Consider the following 23,368-nt stretch of genomic DNA (forward strand, 5'->3'; position numbering starts at 1 on the left):
TACGAACATCGATTTATCATATTGGTGGATGTACTGCGTTCAGCTCATGCCAGCTGTTTCAAAGATAGACGTTTGCAGCGGAAAAAACAGGCATGATGGCGATTTATTAGCCGGAAATAGTGCTAATTTTACAGAAAGTTACTCTTTTTGATATTATACCTACAGCGGCCTTGAGGCCGCTTTTTGCTTTTATGGCAGGCGCCATTTTTTACCGCGTCTACTACCGTGGCTACGCTAATTTTAGTGATGCATATCGCAACCTGAACATTGTTTTTCCATGAACTGGTACGCTGAGTTAAGATTTTGTTAAACATTGGATATTGTTCTGTTGTTTTTCATGGCTAACAGTGCGGGTGTGCGATGCAAACAAGGCTTAAACAAGAAAACAATTTTTACGGGAGAACGACCTTGGAAAAGGTTTGGCTTAAACGATATCCGGCAGATGTGCCTGCGGAAATCGACCCTGATCAATACGCCTCTCTGGTAGAGATGTTCGAGCAGTCTGTCGCGCGATTTGCCGATCAGCCTGCGTTCATCAATATGGGGCAGGTGATGACCTTCCGTAAGCTTGAAGAGCGTAGCCGTGCATTCGCGGCCTATTTACAAAATGAGCTGGGACTAAAAAAAGGCGACCGTGTGGCACTGATGATGCCTAATCTGTTGCAGTATCCGATTGCGTTGTTCGGCGTTCTGCGTGCCGGTATGGTAGTGGTGAACGTGAACCCGCTATATACGCCGCGAGAACTTGAGCATCAGCTAAATGACAGTGGTGCCAGCGCGATTGTCATCGTGTCAAACTTTGCGCATACGCTTGAGAAAGTGGTGTTCAACACGCAAGTTAAGCACGTGATTTTAACCCGAATGGGCGATCAGCTTTCAGCGGCGAAAGGCACGTTGGTTAACTTTGTCGTGAAATACATCAAGCGCTTAGTGCCTAAGTATAATCTGCCTGATGCCATCTCTTTCCGCTCCGCGTTACAGCGTGGTCGCCGTTTGCAGTACATCAAGCCTGATATTACCAATAATGACCTCGCATTTTTGCAATACACCGGAGGCACTACCGGTGTAGCAAAGGGGGCGATGCTAACCCACCGCAACATGCAGGCGAATTTGGTGCAGTCACGCGCCGCATATGGTCCGCTGTTACATGAAGGCCATGAGCTGGTGGTCACGGCTTTGCCGCTTTACCATATTTTTGCGTTAACCGTTAACTGCCTGCTGTTCATTGAAATGGGGGGCTGCAACTTGATGATTACCAACCCACGTGATATTCCGGGTATGGTAAAAGAGCTAAGCCGCTATCCATTTACCGCGCTGACCGGTGTCAATACGTTGTTTAATGCGTTGCTGAACAACGAAGATTTTCGTGAGTTGGATTTCTCGACGCTGCGTTTATCGGTGGGCGGTGGCATGTCGGTACAGCGCTCGGTTGCGGAAAAATGGGAAAAACTCACCGGTCGTCATTTGCTCGAAGGCTACGGGTTAACCGAATGTGCGCCTTTGGTTTCGGGTAATCCTTACGATCTACAGCATTATAGTGGGAGTATTGGTTTGCCGGTGCCGTCCACCGATGTGCGTTTGGTGGATGATGAAGGTAATGAAGTGGCTCATGGAGAAGCCGGAGAGTTACAGGTGAAAGGCCCACAGGTGATGCTAGGATACTGGCAGCGCCCAGAAGCTACCGATGAGATCCTCAAAGACGGCTGGTTATCTACTGGAGATGTGGTGACCGTGGATGACGAGGGTTTCTTGCGCATTGTCGATCGCAAAAAAGATATGATATTAGTATCTGGTTTCAATGTTTATCCGAATGAAATCGAAGAAGTTGTCTCGATGCATGATAAAGTGCTCGAGTGCGCAGCTATCGGCGTGCCAAGCGAAGCCTCCGGTGAAATGGTGAAAATCTGTGTTGTGAAGAAAGACCCTTCACTGACTCGCGATGAGTTGATTGCACACTGTCGTAAGCATCTCACGGGCTACAAGGTGCCGAAAAGCGTAGAGTTTTACGATGAATTACCAAAGTCCAATGTAGGTAAGATCCTACGCAGAAAATTACGTGAGGAGCAGACGGCCTCGAAAGGCGCCGCATAGCTTCTTGCGACTCTAAGAGATAAACGTTGACGCCGGTTGTGACCGGCGTCATTTTTTGTACTGATTAAATTATCTGGCGTACCAAGTCTGTCAGAGAAACGAAAATGAGAATGATGTTTTGAATTATCAGTTAATTACTACCAGCAGCGATCTCAAGCAAGTTTGTGAGCAGGCCAGCCGCCACGCCTACATCGCGTTAGATACCGAATTTGTACGAACTCGCACCTACTATCCTCAGTTAGGGTTGATTCAGCTTTTTGACGGCGAAACTCTGACGCTGATCGATCCGTTACCGATTACCGATTGGCAGCCGTTTGTTGCTCTGTTGAAAAACCCAGAAGTCACCAAACTTCTCCATGCGTGCAGCGAAGACCTTGAAGTTTTCTTGCATGAGTTCCAGACGTTGCCAACGCCAATGATCGATACGCAAATCCTTGCCGCATTCACGGGGCGTGCATTGTCGTGTGGTTTCGCAGCCATGGTGAACGACTACCTGCAGGTAGAATTAGACAAGAGTGAATCTCGCACCGATTGGTTGGCACGTCCGTTGACTGAACGGCAGTGCGAGTACGCGGCAGCAGATGTTTTCTATTTGCTTCCGTTAGCCGATAAGTTGATCGCTGAAGTCGCAGAGGCAGGGTGGTTGGATGCCGCACAGGATGACTGCTTATCTCTGTGTCGTCGTCGTCAAGACGTCGTCGATCCTGCTTTAGCCTATCGCGATATTACCAACGCGTGGCAATTGCGAACTCGACAGTTGGCATGTTTGCAAAAGCTTGCTGAATGGCGCCTTAATCAGGCGCGTCAGCGCGATATGGCCGTGAACTTTGTGGTACGTGAGGAAAATCTTTGGCAGGTTGCTCGCTATTTACCCACCTCTCAAGGGGAGTTGGGGGAGCTTGGTTTGAGCGGCCCAGAAATTCGCTTCCATGGTAAAACGCTGGTGGCACTGGTGGCTGAATCGGCGAATATCCCTGAGTCACAGTGGCCACAGCCCGTTGAGCGTTTGGTCGATCACAGTGGCTATAAGCATGCGTTCAAAGAGTTAAAAACAGCGATACAGAATGCGGCTGAGCGCAGTGGTTTAACGGCAGAGTTGATTGCCTCACGTCGCCAGATAAATGCACTGCTAAGCTGGCACTGGAAGCTTAAAGATGAACAGCCAGAACTATTGCAAGGCTGGAGAGATAAATTGGTGGGTGAGCAAGTAAGAGTCATTCTTGCGACGCTGTAATGGATGTGTCGCTAATCATTGCTAGCATATAAGAATAAAGGCAGCCACAAAATGGCTGCCTTTATTTATTAGATAACCCAGTATGACTTAACTCAGCTTTCTTCAAACTGAATTTCTGTGTTGAGTAAGTGATGAGGCTTTCCTTCACTTATGCTTTCAATACAACTCACATTATTATGGGTATATATCAAAGATAAAGCTGCAATATAAAAACAATGCTTAAAGAAAGATGCCTATATGATTAGTCTTAAATTTAATGAAAAATAATAAATATTAGGAATAATCTTGATAGTACTATTCTCGAAATTCATTGTTTACTAAAAGGTCTGTTTAAATATACAGGCGTTCCCTTATATTTCTATAAGAGAACGTCAGGATAACAAAATCATTTAGCGGCTTCTTCTGCTTCAGGCAAGGTGACGTTTAGCTCTAATACCGAAATATCATCGCCTTTTTGTTCAAACTGCACTGTTAGCATCTCTGGATCTATCTGCACATATTTACAAATAACAGCCAAAATATCGCGTTTCAACTGGGGTAAATATTGTGGTTCACTATCACCGCGACGTCGCTCCGCAACGATAATTTGCAGCCGTTCCTTGGCTATATTGGCTGTCGGTTTTTTGCGCGACAGGAAGAAATCAAGTAATGCCATGTTTTATCCCCCGAACAGGCGTTTCAGGAAGCCTTTTTTCTCTTCTTCAACAAATCGGAATGCACGCTCTTCACCTAGCAAACGATCAACCATGTCTTGGTAAGCCTGACCGGCGTCTGACTCTTTGTCTAGTATAACAGGTTCGCCTTGGTTTGATGCGCGCAGCACGGATGGGCTTTCAGGAATCACGCCAACTAATGGAATGCGCAGAATATCCAATACGTCTTCCATGCTCAGCATATCCCCACGGCTAACACGGCCTGGGTTATAGCGAGTCAACAGCAGATGCTCTTTGATTGGATCTTCACCTTTCTCTGCGCGGCGTGATTTAGACGCCAGAATACCGAGGATTCGGTCAGAGTCACGTACAGAGGAGACTTCTGGGTTAGTGGTAATAATGGCTTCATCGGCAAAATACAGAGCCATCAGTGCGCCTGTTTCAATGCCCGCTGGGGAGTCGCAGACGATGAAGTCAAATTCCATCTCACCCAAATCATTCAGGACTTTTTCAACGCCTTCATGGGTCAATGCGTCTTTGTCGCGGGTTTGTGACGCCGGAAGAATGTAGAGATTTTCTGTACGTTTATCTTTAATTAACGCTTGATTGAGGGTCGCATCGCCCTGAATTACGTTAACAAAGTCATACACTACACGACGTTCACAGCCCATAATTAAGTCTAGATTACGTAAACCGATGTCAAAGTCGATAACAACGGTTTTCTTACCTTTTTGGGCCAAACCGGTGGCGATGGCTGCGCTAGATGTGGTTTTGCCAACGCCCCCTTTACCGGATGTAACAACAATAATGCGTGCCATGTATATGGGTTCCTTGTCGAAGGGCCTAGAATAGAGGTTGTATAGTTAAGGCACTGTCGCTCAAATTGAGTCTGGCAGCCTGCCCATAAAAAGCTTCAGGGATCTGATCGCTCAACCAGTACTGACCGGCGATAGACACCAGTTCAGCGGCAAGATGAGCACAAAAGATCTGACTGGATGTATCTCCGCTGGCACCAGCAAGTGCGCGTCCACGCATCATGCCATAAATATGAATATTGCCATCGGCGATGATTTCAGCGCCAGCACTGACGCTGCTAGTAACGATAAGATCACAGTCTCGTGCATATATCTGCTGACCAGACCGAACCGGCGTGCTAATGATGCGGGTTTTTACCGGTGCAGGTGGCTCGGGTAACACGACAGGCTCACTTTTCTTAATACCTTTCCCTTCACTTAACAAAGGCAGGCCTGCGCGGGTTATAGCACGTTTAAGCCCTTCATCGGTGCAACCACTTACGCCAATGACATGCAGCCCAGCTTCGGTAATGGCCTGTTGTAATTTCTGCCAGCTTGCGCCTTCAGGGACGTTAGCAATGTTAATAACAACAGGGGCATTTTTCAAAAAAGCGGGCGCTTGCTCGACTTTTTCGATTAATGCCTCACGTATTACCTCCGGTTGCGAATTATGCAAATGAACAACCGAAAGAGTAAAACTGCTGCCTTTTAGTTCTATTGGCGATTGTGACATCTATCCTGACTCAGTTTCAGCAACTTTAAATCCCCGGAATAACCACACAGGGGGTGATATTCCGATGTACATTAAGCATGTTATAGTCAGTGTTATATCTAGGCAAGTCGCCGTCTGAATTAATTAGAGTGAAAAAATGATTTGTACCATTTACAGAAGTTCAAAACGCGATCAAACCTATCTTTATGTCGAAAAAAGAGACGATTTTTCTCGGGTGCCTGAAGAGCTGATGAAAAGTTTTGGGCAGCCGCAATTAGCGATGATGATCGATTTAGAGAGCAAAAAGAAACTCGCCACGGCGGATATTGAAAAGGTTAAAAATGACTTGAAAGAGCAAGGTTATTATTTACAACTTCCTCCACCGCCGGAAAGTTTGTTGAAAATGCACATTGCACAGGCAAAAAAGTCAGCGGATGAATGAATAAGTGTGATGCTATTCACATAAATATCGTGCGCCGAGGGGGCTTGGCGCAAATCCATTGAAGTGATGGTGAGAGCAGCGGTAGTTTCGTACACCGGAGATTTCGTACACCGGAGAGTGAGAAGGACGATAGATGCTGAAGTGCGGTTGGATACACGGCCTAAGTTTCAGTCATCCACATCCTTTTGGGTAACGTAGCGATGTTATCGCGTTGTGTATGACCACAGGAGAAGGCTATGTATCAACACCGTGATTGGCAGGGGGCATTACTTGAGTTGCCTGTCAGTAAAGTTGTTTGTGTTGGCAGTAACTATGGCGGCCACATCAAAGAAATGGGGGGAACTCAGGCTGCAGAGCCTGTTTTATTCATCAAGCCTGAAACCGCCTTGTGTGATATTCGTCAGCCTGTTGCGATTCCCAAAGACTTTGGCTCTGTACACCATGAGATCGAGTTGGCCATTCTGATTGGCACGCCGCTGAAGCAGGCAAGTGAAGATCGTGTCGCACGGGCAATAGCGGGGTATGGCGTTGCGCTTGATCTGACGCTGCGCGATGTTCAGGCTGAATGCAAGAAAGCAGGGCGGCCTTGGGAAAAGGCGAAAGCCTTTGATGGCTCTTGTCCGATCTCTGGCTTTATCCCAGAAGCCGAGTTTGGCGATCCGCAAAACACCGAACTTGTTTTGAGCATTAACGGCAGTGTTCGTCAACAAGGCAGCACGCGCGATATGATTACGCCTATTTTGCCACTGATCAGCTATATGAGCCGCTACTTTACGTTGCGTGCTGGCGACATCATCTTAACGGGCACACCTCAAGGCGTCGGCCCTTTAGTGTCTGGTGATATGCTCACGCTATCCGTCAACGGTAATTCATTGAGTACCCGCGTTATTTAGCCCAGCAAGTCCTTACTAGGCCTCGTTTTAGTAAGGACAAAACTTGCATCTCATCGCCAAAGCGTCTATATAGTCCAGCCCAACTGTAATTATCGGACATACAAGCATGACAACTCTCCCTTTCTGGCAGGAAAAAACATTAGCTGATATGAGCAATGATGAATGGGAATCACTTTGTGATGGTTGTGGGCAGTGCTGTCTGCATAAGTTACAAGATGAGGACACGGATGAGATTTATTTTACTAACGTCGCTTGTAATCTGCTCAACATTAAAACCTGTCAGTGCCGCCACTATGAGCGTCGCTTCGAGTATGAAGAAGATTGCATCAAGTTAACTCGCGAGAATCTCGAAACCTTCGAGTGGCTCCCGCCTACCTGCGCCTATCGCATGGTTCATGAGGGTAAAGATTTACCTGAATGGCATCCGTTAAAAGTAGGGTCTAAAAAAGCCATGCATGCAGAACGGATATCAGTCCGTTATATCGCGGTGCGTGAAAGTGAAGTCAATGATTGGGAAGAACATATTATGAACAAACCATTTTGGGCGACGAATGGCGAATAATCCTAATCAATTTAGTTAATTGCATCGAATGCCCAGCGCCTAAAAAAACCACCAAGTGTGGTTTTTTTGTTTTTTAAATCTAAGCCATGCCAATTGTTGCTCATTTTATCAAAATAGAGACTTGTCTGAAAATAGTCTTCAAATATTGATTGAAAGAATATCTATCACTACGATAAGTCTTAGCAAAGAAATTTTAAAATTAGCAAAGGCGATTACGTGAACTATAAAATTAAACATATGTATTTATTATTAGCTTTAGGTTCGCTGTTTACGGTCGTTCTGGCTGCATTCATTAGTGTATGTTCCTCTGCCTTTTAGCTATCACTCAGTGCTTCTATTCCCCCAACTGAAAAAGTAAACCCCCTGATAGACCTAATACGTGTTAGTTAAGCCTGATTTTAGGGGAAGGCTCCCCGATGTGGTCGTAGCAGCGTTAGCTGCCAACAACGTTGCAGGGAGCAAAGTTGAACAACGCTTTAGCGCTGACCCCCAGAGCGTGGAACACATGGATGTGTTCCATAACCGCCCCGCGGTATGCTAGCCCCGTGTATCTCGATCTCTTAAATGAACAGTATTACCGATAGACGAGGCTTTTTACTTTTATTGAAGGTTTGCTGTGGTTAGCGAACGACCAAAACCGAGCACTTAGCATGGCGAACCACGGCCGCTGCATTCGAGCCAAGAAGGTAGGTTCGGGTACTCGGACGATGAGAGCCGATGACAATCAGATCGGCATTAATGATATCGGCCAGTTTCAATATTTGTTCTTTCGGTGACCCCATAACCGCATGAGTGGTTGCTCTGTCTTCGGGAATATTAAATTCTTTGGCCGTCTTGATAAGGGCGTCATTGGCTGCTTTCAGGATATCTTGTTTATCGACGGCGGCCGCATAGCCAAATCCAAACGCGGAATAGTAGGGTGAAGAGGGAATGACAACCACAAAGTGAATGTGAGAATCAACAAGTTTTGCAAGTTGCTCAACGTGAGGAATTGCCTGACGTGTCAGCTCAACTTCAGTGATATCAACCGGAACCAGAATAGTATTATACATATGGCCTCCCGTTTTACTTTTGAGGAAAATATCTTCTTTATTTAATTTAACAACCCTGTTTTAAATATAGAGTGATTGATATCTTATTCTATGAATAAATAATCCGTTGCTCACAGAGTGAAATAAATAGGTCATTAATTATTTTACGGATTATCTTGATGAGGATTTTATTTCCGTACTCTATTTTCCTATAAATATCAGGGTGCTTGAAATAAATGGTTTGTTATAACGATGAGATATAGTCGCAAACACATGGTTACCGCAGTTGTTGAATGAAGATGCTTACTGCGCCCTTACGACGTTGTTGCGAAAAATCATGTCATTAAACAGCCATGCCGTTAAAAGCTTCGCGATGAGTTTTTCACCGTGAAGCTAGTGATTTTTATTGGATAAGCAAGCCGTTACAGATGTTGCAAACGTTCCACAGAGATGATGTGCAGATCTTTAGCACTGGCGTTAAGGTATTGGGCCACATCAATCAGTGCAGCTTCTAAAACTTCCCCATCGGTTTTATTTAGCGTTGCCTGCCCATTCATGATGAAATCATGTGTTTGATTATTGGATTTATAAATTACCTTGAATTGATGCATCATTGTTTAGCTCCCCAGTGGTATTGACCCAGTCATATTCTCTCTCGTTATGTATAGACTAGAGGGCGGAGTGGGGGGATTCAAGGTGGGTGATTAAATAAGTCGACGTCGATCTGGCAATTCATATGACCAAGTGTTTTTCACATGATTCGGGCATTGCTAACAAATCTGTAGCAGGTGGCATAAAAAAAGCACCCAGCGGGTGCTCTTATGAGATAGTCAGGTTATTGGCTTAACGTCCGAAAAGATCGCGACGCTTTGGCTTAACGAATTGAGCAATTAACACTAAAACCGCAACTACTAGGTAAGCGGCAAAAATGCCTACCAGCCACTGTGGCATTTCCAAGGTTAAAAATTCCCATTGGCGCACTGAGCAATCGCCGCTTGCAGAGAAGATAGCCGGAGCCCACTTATCTAATGGTAACCATGATGGGAATGAAACGAAGAAATCGCAGGTGACAAATGGCGAAGGGTGCAGCTGAATCATGGTATGTTTCCATGCCAGCATGAGGCCTTCATAAGTGCTGTAAATCCACAGTAAAATAGCGACAAAACGTAGAGGCGTTTTAGGTGCAATGGCGCCAACAATTCCTGCGCCCATAATCCCAAACAACGCACAGCGTTCGTAAATGCAGAGCACGCAGGGCTTCAACAGCATAACATGCTGAAAATACAGCGCGACTAACTCAAGGATGAGTGCCGTCACGGCTAAGAGAATCCAAGCCCCACGTCCACGAGAACAACCATTTAAATATTGCAACATATCTGTTCCATTCCATGCCACAGCAAGATGAGCGCAGTGTAAACTATATTGTCTTGCCTGCCAGCCATTTGATTAAAAAACTAGTGATTGTTACGGTGCTATTAAGCGACTTAATGAACACTCGAGAAGACCTCATTGACTGGTGGTAAAGACAGCCAATGCCACTGGTAAAATAGTTGAGTCATCGGTTCTAAGGTGAACTGAACACAGGCTAAGCCGACCAGCGTCATGACAATGGTGTAAGGCAGTGCCATCCATACCATTCGACCGTATGACAAACGAATCAGTGGTGAAAGCGCCGATGTTAATAAAAACAGGAACGCGGCTTGACCATTAGGTGTTGCAACCGAAGGTAAGTTGGTACCGGTGTTGATCGCGACAGCCAACATTTCGAATTGCTTGAGTGATATCACTCCAGACTCTAGTGCCGCCTTTGCCTCATGAATATACACTGTGCCAACGAAGACGTTGTCTGAAATCGAAGAAAGTAGGCCGTTAAAGAGATAAAACAGCGTTAACTGATGCTCAGGCGAGGCCTGAAGTACAAAGTGAATGACAGGTGAAAACAGCTGTTGATCGATAATGACGGCTACTACGGCGAAGAATACGGTCAATAGTGCAGTAAACGGCAACGACTCCTGAAAGGCTTTACCAATCGCGTGCTCATCCGTAACGCCGCAAAAAGCGGTCGCTAATACGATAACACTAAGACCGATCAAACCAACCTCCGCCAGATGGAAAGCGAGCGCGAAGATCAACCAAATACCAATGAGCGCCTGAATAATCAGCTTTTGGCGCTCCTGACGTGTACGCTTGCGAGTGGCGTTTTGATCATATTCGCGTAGTACCTGTCGAACGCGTTTAGGCAAGCGAGCACCGTAGCCAAAGACTTTAAAACGTTCGACTAAATAGCAGGTCAGCACACCACAAATAAAGACGGGAACGGTCACGGGAGACATACGTAGCAAGAACGATACAAAATCCCAATCGGCGCTTTTAGCAATAATTAGGTTCTGTGGTTCACCAACCATGGTCATTACGCCGCCGAGTGCAGTACCTACGCCAGCATGCATCATCAGACTGCGCAAAAAGGCGCGGAACTGATTCAGGATAGCGCGACGCCCCGCATTTTGCAGATGGCTATCATCATTGAGAGAAAGCGTGCCGGTCGTACCTGACGCGACGCTGTGATAAATCCCGTAGAATCCAACCGCTACGCTGATCACCACAGCAATCACCGTTAGCGCATCCAGAAATGCCGAAAGAAAGGCTGCAGCGATACAAAAGGCCAATGATAAGGCGATTTTTGAACGAATGTTCAGTAAGAGCTTGGTAAATACATAAAGCAGCAGCTGCTTCATAAAGTAGATACCCGCCACCATGAAGATCAGCAACAGCAACACTTCGATATTCGCTGCGACTTCATGTTTGACTTTATCGGCTGTGGTCATCCCAATGATGATGGCTTCAAATGCCAACAGGCCACCCGGAAGTAGAGGGTAGCACTTTAGCGCCATCGCCAGCGTGAAGATGAATTCAGCCACCAGCAGCCATCCCGCGGCGAAGGGGCTAACATAAAAGAAGACCAGAGGGTTCAACAGCAGAAAAATGACAATAGCAACTTTGTACCAGTCTGGTGCGTTACCAAGAAAGTTTTTGCTGAAGGCCTGAGTAAATGTGGTGTTCATAACAACTTAGCACCTAAAAAATAAACAAAAAATGGAATGTTTTAATACGAACACCTGACTATACTCTTTTTGCGCAATGACGTAAAAGTAGACCGTGCTGAAAATAAGTCCTTTAAAATCATTTTATTATTGTGGTTTTTTATCTGGTGATTTTAAGGCCATACAGAATATACGCATGCCGAGATAATTTACCTGCGTACATAACCCCGTTATACTGGCGTTATTGATCCAAAGGGGTATTTGCTATGAACGAAGATATTTTTGATTTTGACATCGATGCACAACTTGAGCAGGCTGAAAAGCGTGCACAGGAAAAAGCGAACGAAGTGCCGGTCGAACTGAATGATGAAGCTGACTGCGAAGGCTGCAAAATCTGAATTCAAATTGAGATGAAAAAAGCACCGAGAGATAAGATCTCCGGTGCTTTTTTTTATCTGATTATCCGCGTTAGCAAGGGCACTTGCCTAGCTTGCCGCCTTGACTTGGGAAACGGGCTTCTAAGCAGTAGCGATGAAACTCGCGCTCGCTCATTGGCGTTAGCTCGGGATGATGTAGTTGCTGATGCCGCAGATAGTTCTGGTAGTCCTGAACGCCAACCATCAAGCGAAAACTTTGTGCAACCCGTCGCAGCGTCAATTTTGCCCATTGCCATGCTGATGTTGGCTGAGATTCACCCAGCGAAAGCGGTAAACAGCGAGTGATAGTCATCCCCGGTTGTGCTTGTCTCTTCCATGGCAGCCCGGTTTTAATCATCATGCTAGGGGTGTGGTGCAGTTTTTCAACCATGCGATCTTTCCTCACGCAATGCAGGAGTTGTTTCATGTACCGTTGGTTTATTAGAGTCCAACGCCCGACGAATCACGAAGAAAGCGGAAATCAACATGGTGACGGCAACTAACATAAAGAAGCCGCATAGTGCAGCGTTGATGTAGTTGTTCATCACGATGGTTTCCATGTCTTTGATCGTTTTGGCCGGTGCAATCAATGTGCCTGAGTCGATACCCGCTGAAAAACGTTTAGCCTGTGCCAAGAACCCAATGCTCGGTTTCTCATGGAAGATCTTCTGCCAGCCTGCAGTCATTGAAGTCACGAACAGCCATACCGTTGGCAAGATAGTGACCCACGCGTAGCGCTGTTTCTTCATTTTAAACAACACCACTGTACCCAAAATCAGTGCCATTGATGCCAACATCTGGTTACCAATACCGAATAATGGCCACAGGGTATTAATCCCGCCTAGAGGATCGACCACGCCTTGATAAACGAAGAAACCCCAGCCTGCAACGGCAACCGTCGTTCCTGCGAGGTTACCAAACCATGAGCGGTTGTTGGCCAAACTTGGGATAGCGACACCAACCAGATCTTGCACCATAAAACGACAGGCACGGGTGCCCGCGTCAACGGCGGTCAGAATAAATAGGGCTTCAAACAGAATGGCGAAGTGATACCAGAATGCCATCATGGCACGGCTGTTAAAGACCTCGGTAATAATGTGGGCCATGCCGACAGCAAAGGTTGGTGCGCCACCGGCTCGGGAAAGAATGGAGTTTTCCCCGACATCTTTCGCGATCATCGCCAGCGTTTCAGGTGTGACGACAAAACCCCAACTGTTGATGACCTGAGAGGCATTCTCGACCGTAGTACCGATCAAGGCCGCCGGTGAGTTCATGGCAAAATATACGCCAGGGTCGATAACCGAGGCACAAATCAGTGCCATGATGGCAACGAAGGATTCCATCAGCATTGCACCATAGCCGATGAAACGAATGTGGCTTTCACGTTCGATTAATTTTGGTGTGGTGCCGCTGGAAACCAATGCATGGAAGCCTGAAATGGCACCGCAGGCAATAGTAATAAACAGGAACGGGAACAAGCTGCCGGAGAAGACTGGCCCAGAACCGTCGATAAAGCGAGTGACCGCCGGCATTTTCATTTCTGGTGCAGCGAAGACTATGCCCACGGCCAAACCAGCAATCACACCGATTTTCAGGAACGTAGATAGATAATCGCGTGGTGCCAACAGCAACCACACAGGGAGTACCGACGCGATAAACCCATAGATTACCAATACCCACGTGAGCGTCGTGCCATGCAGGGTAAAGAAGGGACCCCAGTAGGGATGCATCGCAATATCGCCGCCATAGATAATCGCCGCCATCATCAGTACAAAACCAATAATAGAGACTTCAGCGATTTTGCCTGGGCGCAGATAGCGCATATATATGCCCATGAATAGCGCAATCGGAATAGTGGCTGCGATGGTGAATAGCCCCCAAGGGCTATCCGCCAATGCTTTGACGACCACCAGCGCGAGAGCCGACAGGATAATGATCATGACCCCCAATGCGCCAAGCATGGTGATGACTCCGGCGAAAGAGCCAAGCTCCTGTTTAGCCATTTCTCCCAGTGAACGCCCATCGCGGCGTGTGGAGATAAACAGCACTAAGAAGTCCTGCACCGCCCCCGCCAGCATGACGCCAACTAAGATCCAGATCGTTCCGGGTAGGAAACCCATCTGAGCGGCTAGAATAGGGCCCACTAAAGGCCCCGCACCGGCGATAGCCGCAAAGTGATGACCAAAGAGCACCCATTTATTGGTCGGAACGTAGTCCAAACCATCGTTATGGCGCTCTGCGGGAGTTAAACGGCGATCGTCGAGTTCAAAGACCTTTTCGGCAATGAACAGGCTGTAAAAACGGTAGGCAATGCTGTAACAAGCGATGGCGGCAACCACCAGCCATACCGCATTGATATGTTCACCACGGCTCAGTGCTAGCATGCCAAAAGCATAAGCACCGATTAACGCCACCAATAGCCAAATCAGGCCGGATCGGACGTTTTTCATTGTACGGCTCCTTCGTATAGGGGAGAGGTATTGATTTATTGTTGTATAAGAGGTTTGGAGACCAAGCTCGCATGGTTAAATAAAGGTTAAAATTCGGTCTTTGTCATGTTGATTAATCAAGCAGGCGATAGAAGTGTGAGGCTGGTCTGATTTGTAATGATTACGTTGAAAAATGACGCAAATTTGTGAGCTTGCGATACATATCGCCCAAGGAATAAACATAAAAATTGATGTGCATCAATTTTGGTATGACCAAATAACCTGTCGTGGTATTCTTTCCTCAGAGAATTAAATCAACCTGCGTGAACCGTACGTAAATTAAGGGTATTAGTTATTCACTGTTAATTAACTATTGGTTTACATTTTTTACCAAGGGAGAAGGCTTTGAGCGCATCTAAGAAAAAAATCGTGATTGTCGGCGGTGGTGCGGGCGGTCTCGAACTGGCAACCAGTCTAGGTCACAAACTGGGCCGTAAAGACAAAGCGGAAATCATCTTGATTGATCGCAACCATAGCCACTTGTGGAAACCTTTACTGCATGAAGTTGCCACCGGATCGTTAGACGATGGTGTTGATGCGCTGAGCTATCTGGCCCACGCACGCAATCACCACTTTACCTTCCAGCTCGGTTCGTTAACCAACATCGACCGCGCCGCACAGCAGCTCACGCTGGCTGATATTCGTGACGAGCAGGGCGAAGTTTTGGTTCCACAGCGCGAGTTGTCTTACGACATTCTGGTCATGGCTCTTGGCAGTACGTCGAACGACTTTGGTACGCCGGGCGTGAAAGACAACTGTATCTTCTTGGATAACCCGCATCAGGCTCGTCGTTTCCATAACGAAATGCTGAACCTGTTCTTGAAGTTTTCAGCGCAGAAGGACAAAGCGGCGAAGGTTAACATCGCGATTGTTGGCGGTGGGGCGACCGGCGTTGAGCTGTCTGCGGAATTACACAATGCGGTGAAGCAACTGCATAGCTACGGTTTTGAAGGGTTAAGCAGTGAGGCATTGAATGTGACGCTGGTTGAGGCCGGTGAACGTATTCTGCCTGCACTACCTCCGCGCATCTCGGGCGCAGCCCACAATGAGTTGACGAAACTGGGCGTTCGCGTACTGACAAAAACCATGGTGACCAGCGCCGACAAGAATGGCTTGAATACCAAAGATGGCGAATTTATTCCGGCTGATCTGATGGTTTGGGCTGCTGGGATCAAAGCGCCTGATTTTATGAAAGATATTGGTGGGTTAGAAACCAACCGTATTAACCAGTTGGTGGTTGAGCCGACGCTGCAAACGACTCGCGATCCGAATATCTTTGCAATCGGTGACTGCGCGTCTTGCCCACAGCCGTCCGGTGGTTTTGTACCGCCACGCGCACAGGCAGCGCATCAGATGGCATCACGCTGCTATGCCAACATTTTGGCGCAGCTTAAGGGCGGTAACATGAAACCTTATATCTATAAGGATCATGGCTCATTAGTTTCGCTATCCAAATTCAGTACCGTAGGCAGTCTGATGGGTAACCTCATGCGGGGCTCAATGATGGTGGAAGGGCGTATTGCTCGTATGGTGTATATTTCACTGTATCGTATGCATCAGATTGCACTCCATGGCTACATCAAAACAGGTTTGATGATGCTGGTGGGTGGGATCAACCGAGTGATTCGTCCACGCTTGAAGTTACATTAATAGCTTAACCCTCTGAGTAGCGACAAACGGCTCCCAAGTGGAGCCGTTTGTGTATCTCGTATTTCACTTATTTCCTTCCAGAAAGAACGCTATCTGATGATTGTTAGACTATCGCCGATAGGAACTTTCCCAAACAATGGGTTTGGCCTTGTTTGGTTATGTTGTCTGATTGTTACTACGAATATTCCTATGCACACTACCTGTATATAAATTTGGTGAAGCACGCACACCGAGCGAAAGAAACGACAAACTTTTGCATCGTTATGAGCGTATGACGTTAATCAACACGACGTTTATAAATATTGCGTGAGTATATTCAGGAGGAGTGCCCTGTGAATAAATCAATGTTGGCAGGCGTGGGTATTGGGGTTGCAGCGGCGCTTAGCGTAGCTGCGGTGGCAAGTCTAGACGTTTTTAGTACCGGTCCACGTTATGCGCAGGTGTTATCAGCAACCCCGATTCACGAGTCAGTGAAGACCCCGCGACAGCAGTGCCGCAATGTAACGGTCACGCATCGCCGCCCGGTACAGGATGAAAACCGTATAGCGGGATCGGTACTGGGTGCGGTTGCGGGCGGGGTACTAGGCCATCAGATTGGTAACGGACGCGGAAAAGATGTGGCTACCGTTGTTGGTGCGTTGGGTGGGGGATATGCGGGTAATCAGGTTCAAGGTTCAATGCAAAACAACGATACCTACACGACAACTCAGCAGCGTTGCTCAACGGTCTATGACAAATCGCAAAAACTGCTCGGTTATGACGTCACCTATAAGATTGGCGATCAGCAGGGGCGAGTTCGGATGGATAAAGATCCTGGCACCCAGATCCCCGTCGACCGCAATGGTCAACTGGTGTTAAATCAGAGCGTGTGATAATTCGGTAGCACAGAATCAAACGGGGTATATATTTATACCCCGTGGTGTGATTTAAACTCGATGCTCGGTAAATTCATTCAGCAGAGAGCCAATAAACTCCAAACGAGCCTTACGTTCGCTGAGATCGACAATAAACTTCAGCTTAGTGGGTCCATCTAAGCGGAAGATTTGCGGTTTCTTCTGCAACAGACCAATTAGGAACATGGGGTCAACGTGGTTTTTCTCGCTGAACTCAATAAACCCGCCTTTGTCATTACCTTCGATCCGACGAATACCCAGCGCCATGGCATCCAAACGCAGCTTCGCGCTTTGCAGCAGATTGCGCGCTGCATCTGGCAGCAAGCCAAAGCGATCGATAAGCTCAACTTTTAGCTCTTCCAACTGATCGTCATTTTTCGCGCTAGCAATGCGTTTGTAGAATGACAGGCGCGTGCTGACGTCAGGAATATAGTCATCCGGTAGCAGGGCTGGCATGCGCAGCTCAACATCGGTTTGATTGCTGGTGAGATCCTCGAGTGAAGGTTCTCGCCCCTCTTTCAGTGCATCAACGGCGCTTTCCAGTAATTCCATATACAGAGAGAAACCGATGGTCGTCATCTGTCCGCTCTGATCATCTCCCAACAGCTCGCCTGCACCGCGGATCTCTAGATCATGGGTGGCTAAAGCAAAACCTGCGCCCAAATCTTCCAGAGAAGCGATGGCTTCCAAGCGTTTTTGCGCATCGGTGGACATGGCCTTTGGCGGCGGCGTCAGTAAATAAGCATAGGCCTGATGGAATGAGCGACCAACGCGACCACGTAGCTGATGCAGCTGTGCTAAACCAAAATGATCGGCACGTTCGATAATGATGGTATTGGCGCTTGGGATATCAATCCCTGTTTCGATAATGGTTGTACACACTAAAACGTTGAAACGCTGATGATGGAAATCATTCATTACGCGTTCAAGTTCGCGCTCGCGCATTTGCCCGTGGCCAATCGCAATACGCGCTTCCGGCACCAATTCTGCTAAACGCTGAGCCGCTTTTTCAATATTCTCGACGTCGTTATAAAGGTAGTAAACCTGTCCACCACGCGTGACTTCACGCAGAATGGCTTCGCGAACGACTAAGCTGTCATATTCACGCACAAAGGTTTTTACCGCGAGGCGACGCGCCGGCGGAGTCGCAATAATCGACAGATCACGCATACCACTCATTGCCATATTGAGCGTTCGCGGTATTGGTGTTGCAGTGAGGGTTAGAATATCCACGTCGGCACGCATGGCTTTGATACGCTCTTTTTGACGCACGCCAAAGCGGTGTTCTTCATCGACAATCAGTAGCCCCAGATCGCGCCACTGCACATCGGCCTGTAATAGCTTATGAGTACCGATCAGAATGTCGACTTTACCTTCTGCGGCATCTTGCAATACCTGAGTTTGCTCTTTTGCGCTGCGGAAGCGGGAAATCATCTCAATGCGAACCGGCCAGTTGGCGAAACGGTCGCGGAAGTTGTCGTAATGCTGCTGTGCAAGCAGCGTGGTAGGCACTAGAACCGCGACCTGTTTATTGTTGTGTACCGCGAGGAACGCGGCGCGCATGGCCACTTCGGTTTTTCCGAAGCCAACGTCGCCGCACACCAAACGATCCATCGCTAGTGGCTGACACATATCGCTGAGTACGGCGTTAATGGCCATGCTCTGGTCAGGCGTCGTTTCAAATGGGAAACTCTGGCAGAACATTTGATAAGCTTCGCGATCTTGCTTAAAGGCGAAGCCGGGTTTAGCCGCACGCATGGCATAGATATCAAGCAGCTCGGCGGCCACGTCTCGAACTTTTTCTGCGGCCTTCTGACGTGCTCTGGTCCACGCATCGCTGCCGAGTTTATGCAGCGGCGCACTCTCATCGGCTCCGCCAGAATAGCGGCTAAGCAGATAAAGTGAGGATACGGGCACATACAGCTTAGCATCACCGGCGTAGGTCAGAATGAGATACTCACCTTTGATCCCGCCGGCTTCTAGCGTAGTCATTCCGCCGTAGCGGCCTACACCGTGTTCTAAGTGCACCACCGGCTGGCCGATGCTGAGTTCTGCCAGATTACGGATTAGGGTGTCAGTATTGATGGTGCGTCGGTTGTCTTGGCGGCGGCGGCTAACGCGCTCGCCGAGCAAATCGCTTTCGCAGATCAGTGCGAGTTTGAGCTCGGGATTGATAAATCCATGCTCGCACGAGCCCTGCATGATATAGATTTTTCCCGCCTCAGCATCTTCTATACGGCTGATAAGTGAAGGGCTAATTTTGATGCGAGCCAGCAATTCGAGCATGGTTTCGCGTCGGCCTTCACTTTCTACCGAGAAAACAATGGCATCCTTAGTGCTTTCAATGAAGCGTCGCAGGTTATCTAGCGGGCTTTTATTTTGTGCCTGAACGGTCAACTCTGGTAAAGGTTGATAGTTTAGGTTGGTATTAGCCGCTTTTTTATCCAACTTGTCGGTTTTTAGTTGAACACGCGGCCACTTTTTCAGCGAAGAAAAGAGCTCGTCTACACGTAGCCAGAGTTTATCCGGTGTTAACAGCGGACGCATGGGATCCACGCGGCGGTTTTCATAGCGCTGATTCACATCTAGCCAGAAACGCTCTGCCGAAGCCTCCAGCTCACCGGTATTAATGAGCAATGTGCTAGCAGGAAAATAGCTAAACAGCGGTGGAAGCTCCTGACTAAAGAACAGCGGCTGCCAATATTCAATACCTGCTGGCCATATGCCTTTACTCACCTGTTGATAGATATGTTCAGGGTCACGGCGGACTTCAAAGTGCTCACGCCATTGGCTGCGGAAGAGTTCAATGGCGGTTTGATCGGTTGGGAATTCATGCGCGGGCAGCAGGTTGATGAATTCAACTTCGTTCAATGTACGCTGGGAATCAACATCGAATACGCGCAGGCTGTCGATTTCGTCGTCGAAGAAATCGATGCGATAAGGCTCGTCGCTACCCATGGGGTAGAGATCGAGCAATGCGCCACGAGTCGCAAACTCGCCGTGTTCCATGACCTGATCGACGCTGCGGTAACCAGCTTGTTCGAGCTGGCTACGCAACTTATCCCGTGATAATAGCTGACCTTTTTGCATCACAAGCGCATGACCATGCAGGAATTCATGCGGGCATACACGCTGCATCAGGGTATTTACCGGCAGGATAAATACGCCACGCTTCATGGTGGGTAACTGATACAGGCTAGAGAGGCGCGCTGAGATAATATCTTGATGCGGTGAGAAACTGTCGTAGGGCAGCGTTTCCCAATCAGATAGAGTGGTCACCATCCGCGAAGTAAACTGCTGGATTTCATCGCGCAGGCGCAATGCTGATTGGATATCGGAAGTGATCAGCACCACTGGACCAGTGTGCTTTTCGGCGATTTGCGCACATTCCAGCGCACAAGCAGAGCCCGTCAGCTGACCTAAAAGCCGTACATCGCCCGCTTTGGCCGGTAGCGTATAACGCTCAGGTAACGTGAATTGGTATTGTTCAGACATAAATCGTTAGTCAGTCTCTGTAGCTCTTTTGGCGCGTCGCCTCATCAGGCACCGCAGTTCTGAGCTTTATTATCCTTTATCACTTTTCTTTGGCAACAGCAGAGTAGGGTATTTGATTTAAAATTATTAAAAACAAATGGTTATATTCATTTTTATTTTCATCTGCTGAAATTATCGGCAGATTTGAGGGGAGTTAATGCTAAAGCGGTGAATTAATAACCAAATAACAATAAAGAATAACCATAAAGAATAACCATGAAAGAAATATCCCCGACTCTCCAAAGAGTCGGGGATATTGAGAGTCATGCGACAGATTAAAAGTTAATGCGGAAACCGACATTGCCCATCAACGGTGATTCAACATGCTGTCCGTTGCGGTAGTTTGCCTCGGCGTACAGCGTGGTCGTGGACGTCACTTGAACGTTTACGCCTGCGCCATATTTACCTGCGTTACCGGAGAAATCATTGTTGAAATCGTTATTTCGATTAATCGTTACGTTATTGGACTTAATGAACTCGCGCTCAACGGCGACACGAATGTAAGGTTTGATGTCTGTGCCATTCGATAAGGAGAATTGGGTTCCGAAAGTGCTACCGATCTCCGCCTTCGCCGAGCGATTATTATCGATGTTCGCCTTCATGCCGTTATTCAGCGTAATGTCTTTGCTTTCAGCAATGAAGTAGGAAGTGCGTAAATAAGGTTCGGCAAACCAAGTGTCGGCAAAACTGTAGTGATAACCGGCTTCTAATGCACCACCGATAGCATTCTGATGATAATCACTGCGGGCTGAGCTGCCAGATGTCATTCTGGCGTTGAGTGAGTTGCTAAAACGGTTAGCTTTTAACACACCATCAATGTAATAGCCGCTGTTGTCGAAATAGGTCAGGTAGGCCCCGATGCTATAGCTGTCGATGCTGCTATTACCCCCGCGTGCGTGTTTCAAACTATTGTCACTGTATGAGGTGAACGCACCAGCCAGCAAATAACCGGGCTCTAAGGTAAAGACCTTGTCCCCACCGATCTCGAAGCCATTCTGTTGCATGCGGTAGGCCGCATTATTTGTGCTTTCGACGTGAGTGTTGTTGGTCAAGTATCGACCCCAAATCCCCGCGTTTTGTCCTTTACTCGCGTTAAGGTCACCTTTACGGAATCTTAGGCTCTGCAGCTCGCCATCAAAAATAAATTGATTTGCAGAGGCCATGCTAAGCACCGCGTCGGTTGACGGTGTCGTCTGGGGCTTTGGTTGTGGCTCCGGAGTGGGTTCCGGTTCTGGGGTAGGTTCAGGTTCCGGAGTTGGATCGGGATCGGGGGTTGGATCAGGGTCAGGTGTCGGGTCTGGGTCGGGTGTAGGTTCAGGATCTGGCGTACTGGAGAAATCAGAGCCCAAATACCATACGTCGCCGTGCATGCCATCCTTATCCGCTTGCTTTATAAGCGTGTACATATAGGTGCCGCCATCCACGGCAGCAATAGTATGCCCCGAGAGAGACGCCAGACTAAAATGGGCTCCACTGTTTTGATCATTAATTAGATTTAACGTTGTATTGCCGGGATCGGTGATCTCTTTGCCTGAGTCCTGTACTATGACCTTATGATTGCCACTGCCGTCAGCTATTGTTAAGAAATCACCACGCCCTTCCTGAATACTGCTGTTGAACAAAAAGTTAAGATTGCCTGAGAGCTTATCTACGTTTAAGTGTGAATGGGTGTCAGCGTTAGCTTGAGAGAATATAACGTTCCCATTACCTTGCAGAATGCCGATGTGGGCGCCTTGAGTATCACTTCCGTTGGCAAAAATCTGAACAGCGGTGTTTTCACCATTCAAATTAACTGATTCAGCATAAGCTTCAGCATCCTGGTCTTCGGCAATGATATTTAATCGGCCTTGATTGTTTATCTGAGTCTCACCGAGCAACTGAGCCGTATCCCGCAGGGTGGTGCTAGCGTTATCATTGATGGTGACATTTTCAGCCGAAGAACTGGCATAAATATATTGTTCAGCATGATCAAAAAGCTGGGTGTCAACAGCAGATGAACCCATCAAAATATGCTGTGTCCCATCGAGGTAAACCTGCGTATGCTGAGCAGTGCCACCTAGAGGGTTAGTTTCGGTGGCGGTAAGAATTTGCGAGCCACCATGCACGTGTGTATTTGTGGCAACGCCGCCAGTAGTCACATATTGAGTACCACCATCGTTGATAGTCGTGTTATCAGCCTGACCCTCTAAGCGAACCTGCTGTGTGCCTCCCGAGTTGATCAGCGTATTTTGTGAGGTTCCTTTTTGCTGTACGAACTCGGTTCCCCCATCATTGATAATAGTTCCCTGGGATTTCCCCTCTAGATAAACAAACAAACGCCCACCTGCATTCACACTGTTGTCAATGGATTGCCCGCCGTCCACCTTGTTTTTATAGACGTAAACAGTACCACCATCGATCTGAGAGTCTTGCAAGGTTCCGCTTTCAACAACACGGATTAATGCACCTGATTTGATTATGATATTGGTGGCATTTGCTGGCGCATCTGCAAAATAATCATCCCAAGCTATCATTGGATCTTTACCAATCCAGACTTCTGCACCATCGTTAACCGTAGAGTCTTTCAAGTAGCCCACGACGCTAAGCTTACTGCCTGCCAGAGCGTTAAGATTGATACCGCTACCTGCGTAGCCAGGGCCTGCGCCGATTTCGTAGCATTGATCTGCGCCTAAGTCGCCGCTGATGGTGCTATCGCCACCCCAAGTCACATTAGGGCGATCGCCACAAAATGTAGCCGCACTGGCTTGGTTCGCATACCCCGCTAAAGAGAAGGCTTGAATTAAAGAGAGCGCAATGAGAGTTATTTTTTTATCCATGAAAATATTCCCTGATTCATAAAAACTTAATATTAAGACGAGCGTATTTTCTACCTAGCACGCTGAAATCATGCTCTGATAGGAAGGGTGCAGAGGGTAATTGTTTTTACTTGAGAT

Annotated in this window: 19 protein-coding genes; 8 read left to right on the top strand and 11 right to left on the bottom strand. The window is 47.6% G+C overall.

What is annotated here, in order from left to right; translation table 11 throughout:
• The first annotated feature begins 408 nt into the window (after positions 1-408).
• Positions 409-2,091, top strand: coding sequence for a long-chain-fatty-acid--CoA ligase FadD (gene fadD / locus K9N75_RS10530; RefSeq protein WP_008813321.1), 1,683 nt, complete (start codon positions 409-411; stop codon positions 2,089-2,091).
• A 118-nt stretch (positions 2,092-2,209) separates the two neighbouring features.
• Positions 2,210-3,325 (top strand): ribonuclease D, encoded by a 1,116-nt coding sequence (gene rnd, locus K9N75_RS10535; RefSeq protein WP_061060099.1) that lies wholly within the window; start codon positions 2,210-2,212, stop codon positions 3,323-3,325.
• Between the two features lie 385 nt (positions 3,326-3,710).
• Here the strand turns inward: rnd and minE are convergent, their stop codons facing one another.
• Genes minE through minC form a run of 3 tightly spaced genes read right to left on the bottom strand, consistent with a single transcriptional unit; the run spans position 3,711 to position 5,505 of the window.
• Positions 3,711-3,980 (bottom strand): cell division topological specificity factor MinE, encoded by a 270-nt coding sequence (gene minE, locus K9N75_RS10540; RefSeq protein ID WP_004090202.1) that lies wholly within the window; start codon positions 3,978-3,980, stop codon positions 3,711-3,713.
• 3 nt (positions 3,981-3,983) lie between these two features.
• Positions 3,984-4,796: a septum site-determining protein MinD gene (gene minD / locus K9N75_RS10545; protein WP_008813323.1), complete on the bottom strand. Its 813-nt coding sequence runs from the start codon at positions 4,794-4,796 to the stop codon at positions 3,984-3,986.
• Positions 4,797-4,821: 25 nt separating this feature from the next.
• On the bottom strand, positions 4,822-5,505 hold the full coding sequence (minC, locus tag K9N75_RS10550) for a septum site-determining protein MinC (RefSeq protein WP_008813324.1): 684 nt from the start codon (positions 5,503-5,505) through the stop codon (positions 4,822-4,824).
• Positions 5,506-5,641: 136 nt separating this feature from the next.
• Between minC and K9N75_RS10555 the strand changes: the two genes are divergently transcribed.
• From K9N75_RS10555 to ycgN, 3 genes are all read left to right on the top strand, one after another.
• Positions 5,642-5,926, top strand: coding sequence for a YcgL domain-containing protein (locus tag K9N75_RS10555; protein WP_008813325.1), 285 nt, complete (start codon positions 5,642-5,644; stop codon positions 5,924-5,926).
• Positions 5,927-6,162: 236 nt separating this feature from the next.
• The gene (locus tag K9N75_RS10560; RefSeq protein ID WP_039187704.1) at positions 6,163-6,819 is read left to right on the top strand and encodes a fumarylacetoacetate hydrolase family protein; all 657 of its coding nucleotides are present in this window, start codon (positions 6,163-6,165) and stop codon (positions 6,817-6,819) included.
• A gap of 106 nt (positions 6,820-6,925) precedes the next feature.
• Positions 6,926-7,381: a cysteine cluster protein YcgN gene (gene ycgN / locus K9N75_RS10565; RefSeq protein ID WP_004090188.1), complete on the top strand. Its 456-nt coding sequence runs from the start codon at positions 6,926-6,928 to the stop codon at positions 7,379-7,381.
• Between the two features lie 620 nt (positions 7,382-8,001).
• On the opposite strand, the gene uspF is transcribed toward ycgN, so the two are convergent.
• From uspF to nhaB, 4 genes are all read right to left on the bottom strand, one after another.
• Positions 8,002-8,433, bottom strand: coding sequence for a universal stress protein UspF (gene uspF / locus K9N75_RS10570; protein WP_008813327.1), 432 nt, complete (start codon positions 8,431-8,433; stop codon positions 8,002-8,004).
• A gap of 401 nt (positions 8,434-8,834) precedes the next feature.
• Positions 8,835-9,026, bottom strand: coding sequence for a hypothetical protein (locus K9N75_RS10575; RefSeq protein WP_008813328.1), 192 nt, complete (start codon positions 9,024-9,026; stop codon positions 8,835-8,837).
• Between the two features lie 229 nt (positions 9,027-9,255).
• A complete protein-coding gene (dsbB, locus tag K9N75_RS10580) occupies positions 9,256-9,786 on the bottom strand; it encodes a disulfide bond formation protein DsbB (protein ID WP_008813329.1) in 531 nt (176 codons plus the stop codon).
• A gap of 110 nt (positions 9,787-9,896) precedes the next feature.
• A complete protein-coding gene (gene nhaB, locus K9N75_RS10585) occupies positions 9,897-11,474 on the bottom strand; it encodes a sodium/proton antiporter NhaB (RefSeq protein WP_008813330.1) in 1,578 nt (525 codons plus the stop codon).
• 245 nt (positions 11,475-11,719) lie between these two features.
• On the opposite strand from nhaB, the gene K9N75_RS22745 reads away from it, so the two are divergent.
• The gene (locus K9N75_RS22745) at positions 11,720-11,851 is read left to right on the top strand and encodes a hypothetical protein (RefSeq protein ID WP_004090179.1); all 132 of its coding nucleotides are present in this window, start codon (positions 11,720-11,722) and stop codon (positions 11,849-11,851) included.
• Between the two features lie 70 nt (positions 11,852-11,921).
• Here the strand turns inward: K9N75_RS22745 and K9N75_RS10590 are convergent, their stop codons facing one another.
• Positions 11,922-12,227 carry a YbdD/YjiX family protein gene (locus K9N75_RS10590; RefSeq protein ID WP_048797560.1) on the bottom strand — a complete coding sequence of 102 codons (306 nt, stop codon included), beginning with the start codon at positions 12,225-12,227 and terminating at the stop codon, positions 11,922-11,924.
• A 25-nt stretch (positions 12,228-12,252) separates the two neighbouring features.
• Positions 12,253-14,319 carry a carbon starvation CstA family protein gene (locus K9N75_RS10595; protein WP_039187707.1) on the bottom strand — a complete coding sequence of 689 codons (2,067 nt, stop codon included), beginning with the start codon at positions 14,317-14,319 and terminating at the stop codon, positions 12,253-12,255.
• 384 nt (positions 14,320-14,703) lie between these two features.
• On the opposite strand from K9N75_RS10595, the gene K9N75_RS10600 reads away from it, so the two are divergent.
• Both K9N75_RS10600 and K9N75_RS10605 read left to right on the top strand, forming a co-directional pair.
• Positions 14,704-16,008 (top strand): NAD(P)/FAD-dependent oxidoreductase, encoded by a 1,305-nt coding sequence (locus tag K9N75_RS10600; RefSeq protein WP_008813333.1) that lies wholly within the window; start codon positions 14,704-14,706, stop codon positions 16,006-16,008.
• A 332-nt stretch (positions 16,009-16,340) separates the two neighbouring features.
• The gene (locus K9N75_RS10605) at positions 16,341-16,880 is read left to right on the top strand and encodes a glycine zipper 2TM domain-containing protein (protein ID WP_008813334.1); all 540 of its coding nucleotides are present in this window, start codon (positions 16,341-16,343) and stop codon (positions 16,878-16,880) included.
• 54 nt (positions 16,881-16,934) lie between these two features.
• Here K9N75_RS10605 and mfd read toward each other — a convergent pair whose 3' ends face one another.
• On the bottom strand, positions 16,935-20,396 hold the full coding sequence (gene mfd / locus K9N75_RS10610; RefSeq protein ID WP_039187709.1) for a transcription-repair coupling factor: 3,462 nt from the start codon (positions 20,394-20,396) through the stop codon (positions 16,935-16,937).
• A gap of 314 nt (positions 20,397-20,710) precedes the next feature.
• A complete protein-coding gene (locus K9N75_RS10615; RefSeq protein WP_224452564.1) occupies positions 20,711-23,251 on the bottom strand; it encodes an autotransporter outer membrane beta-barrel domain-containing protein in 2,541 nt (846 codons plus the stop codon).
• Positions 23,252-23,368 lie beyond the last annotated feature (117 nt).

The sequence above is a fragment of the Hafnia paralvei genome, assembly GCF_020150375.1.
GTDB classification, from domain to species: Bacteria; Pseudomonadota; Gammaproteobacteria; order Enterobacterales; family Enterobacteriaceae; genus Hafnia; species Hafnia paralvei.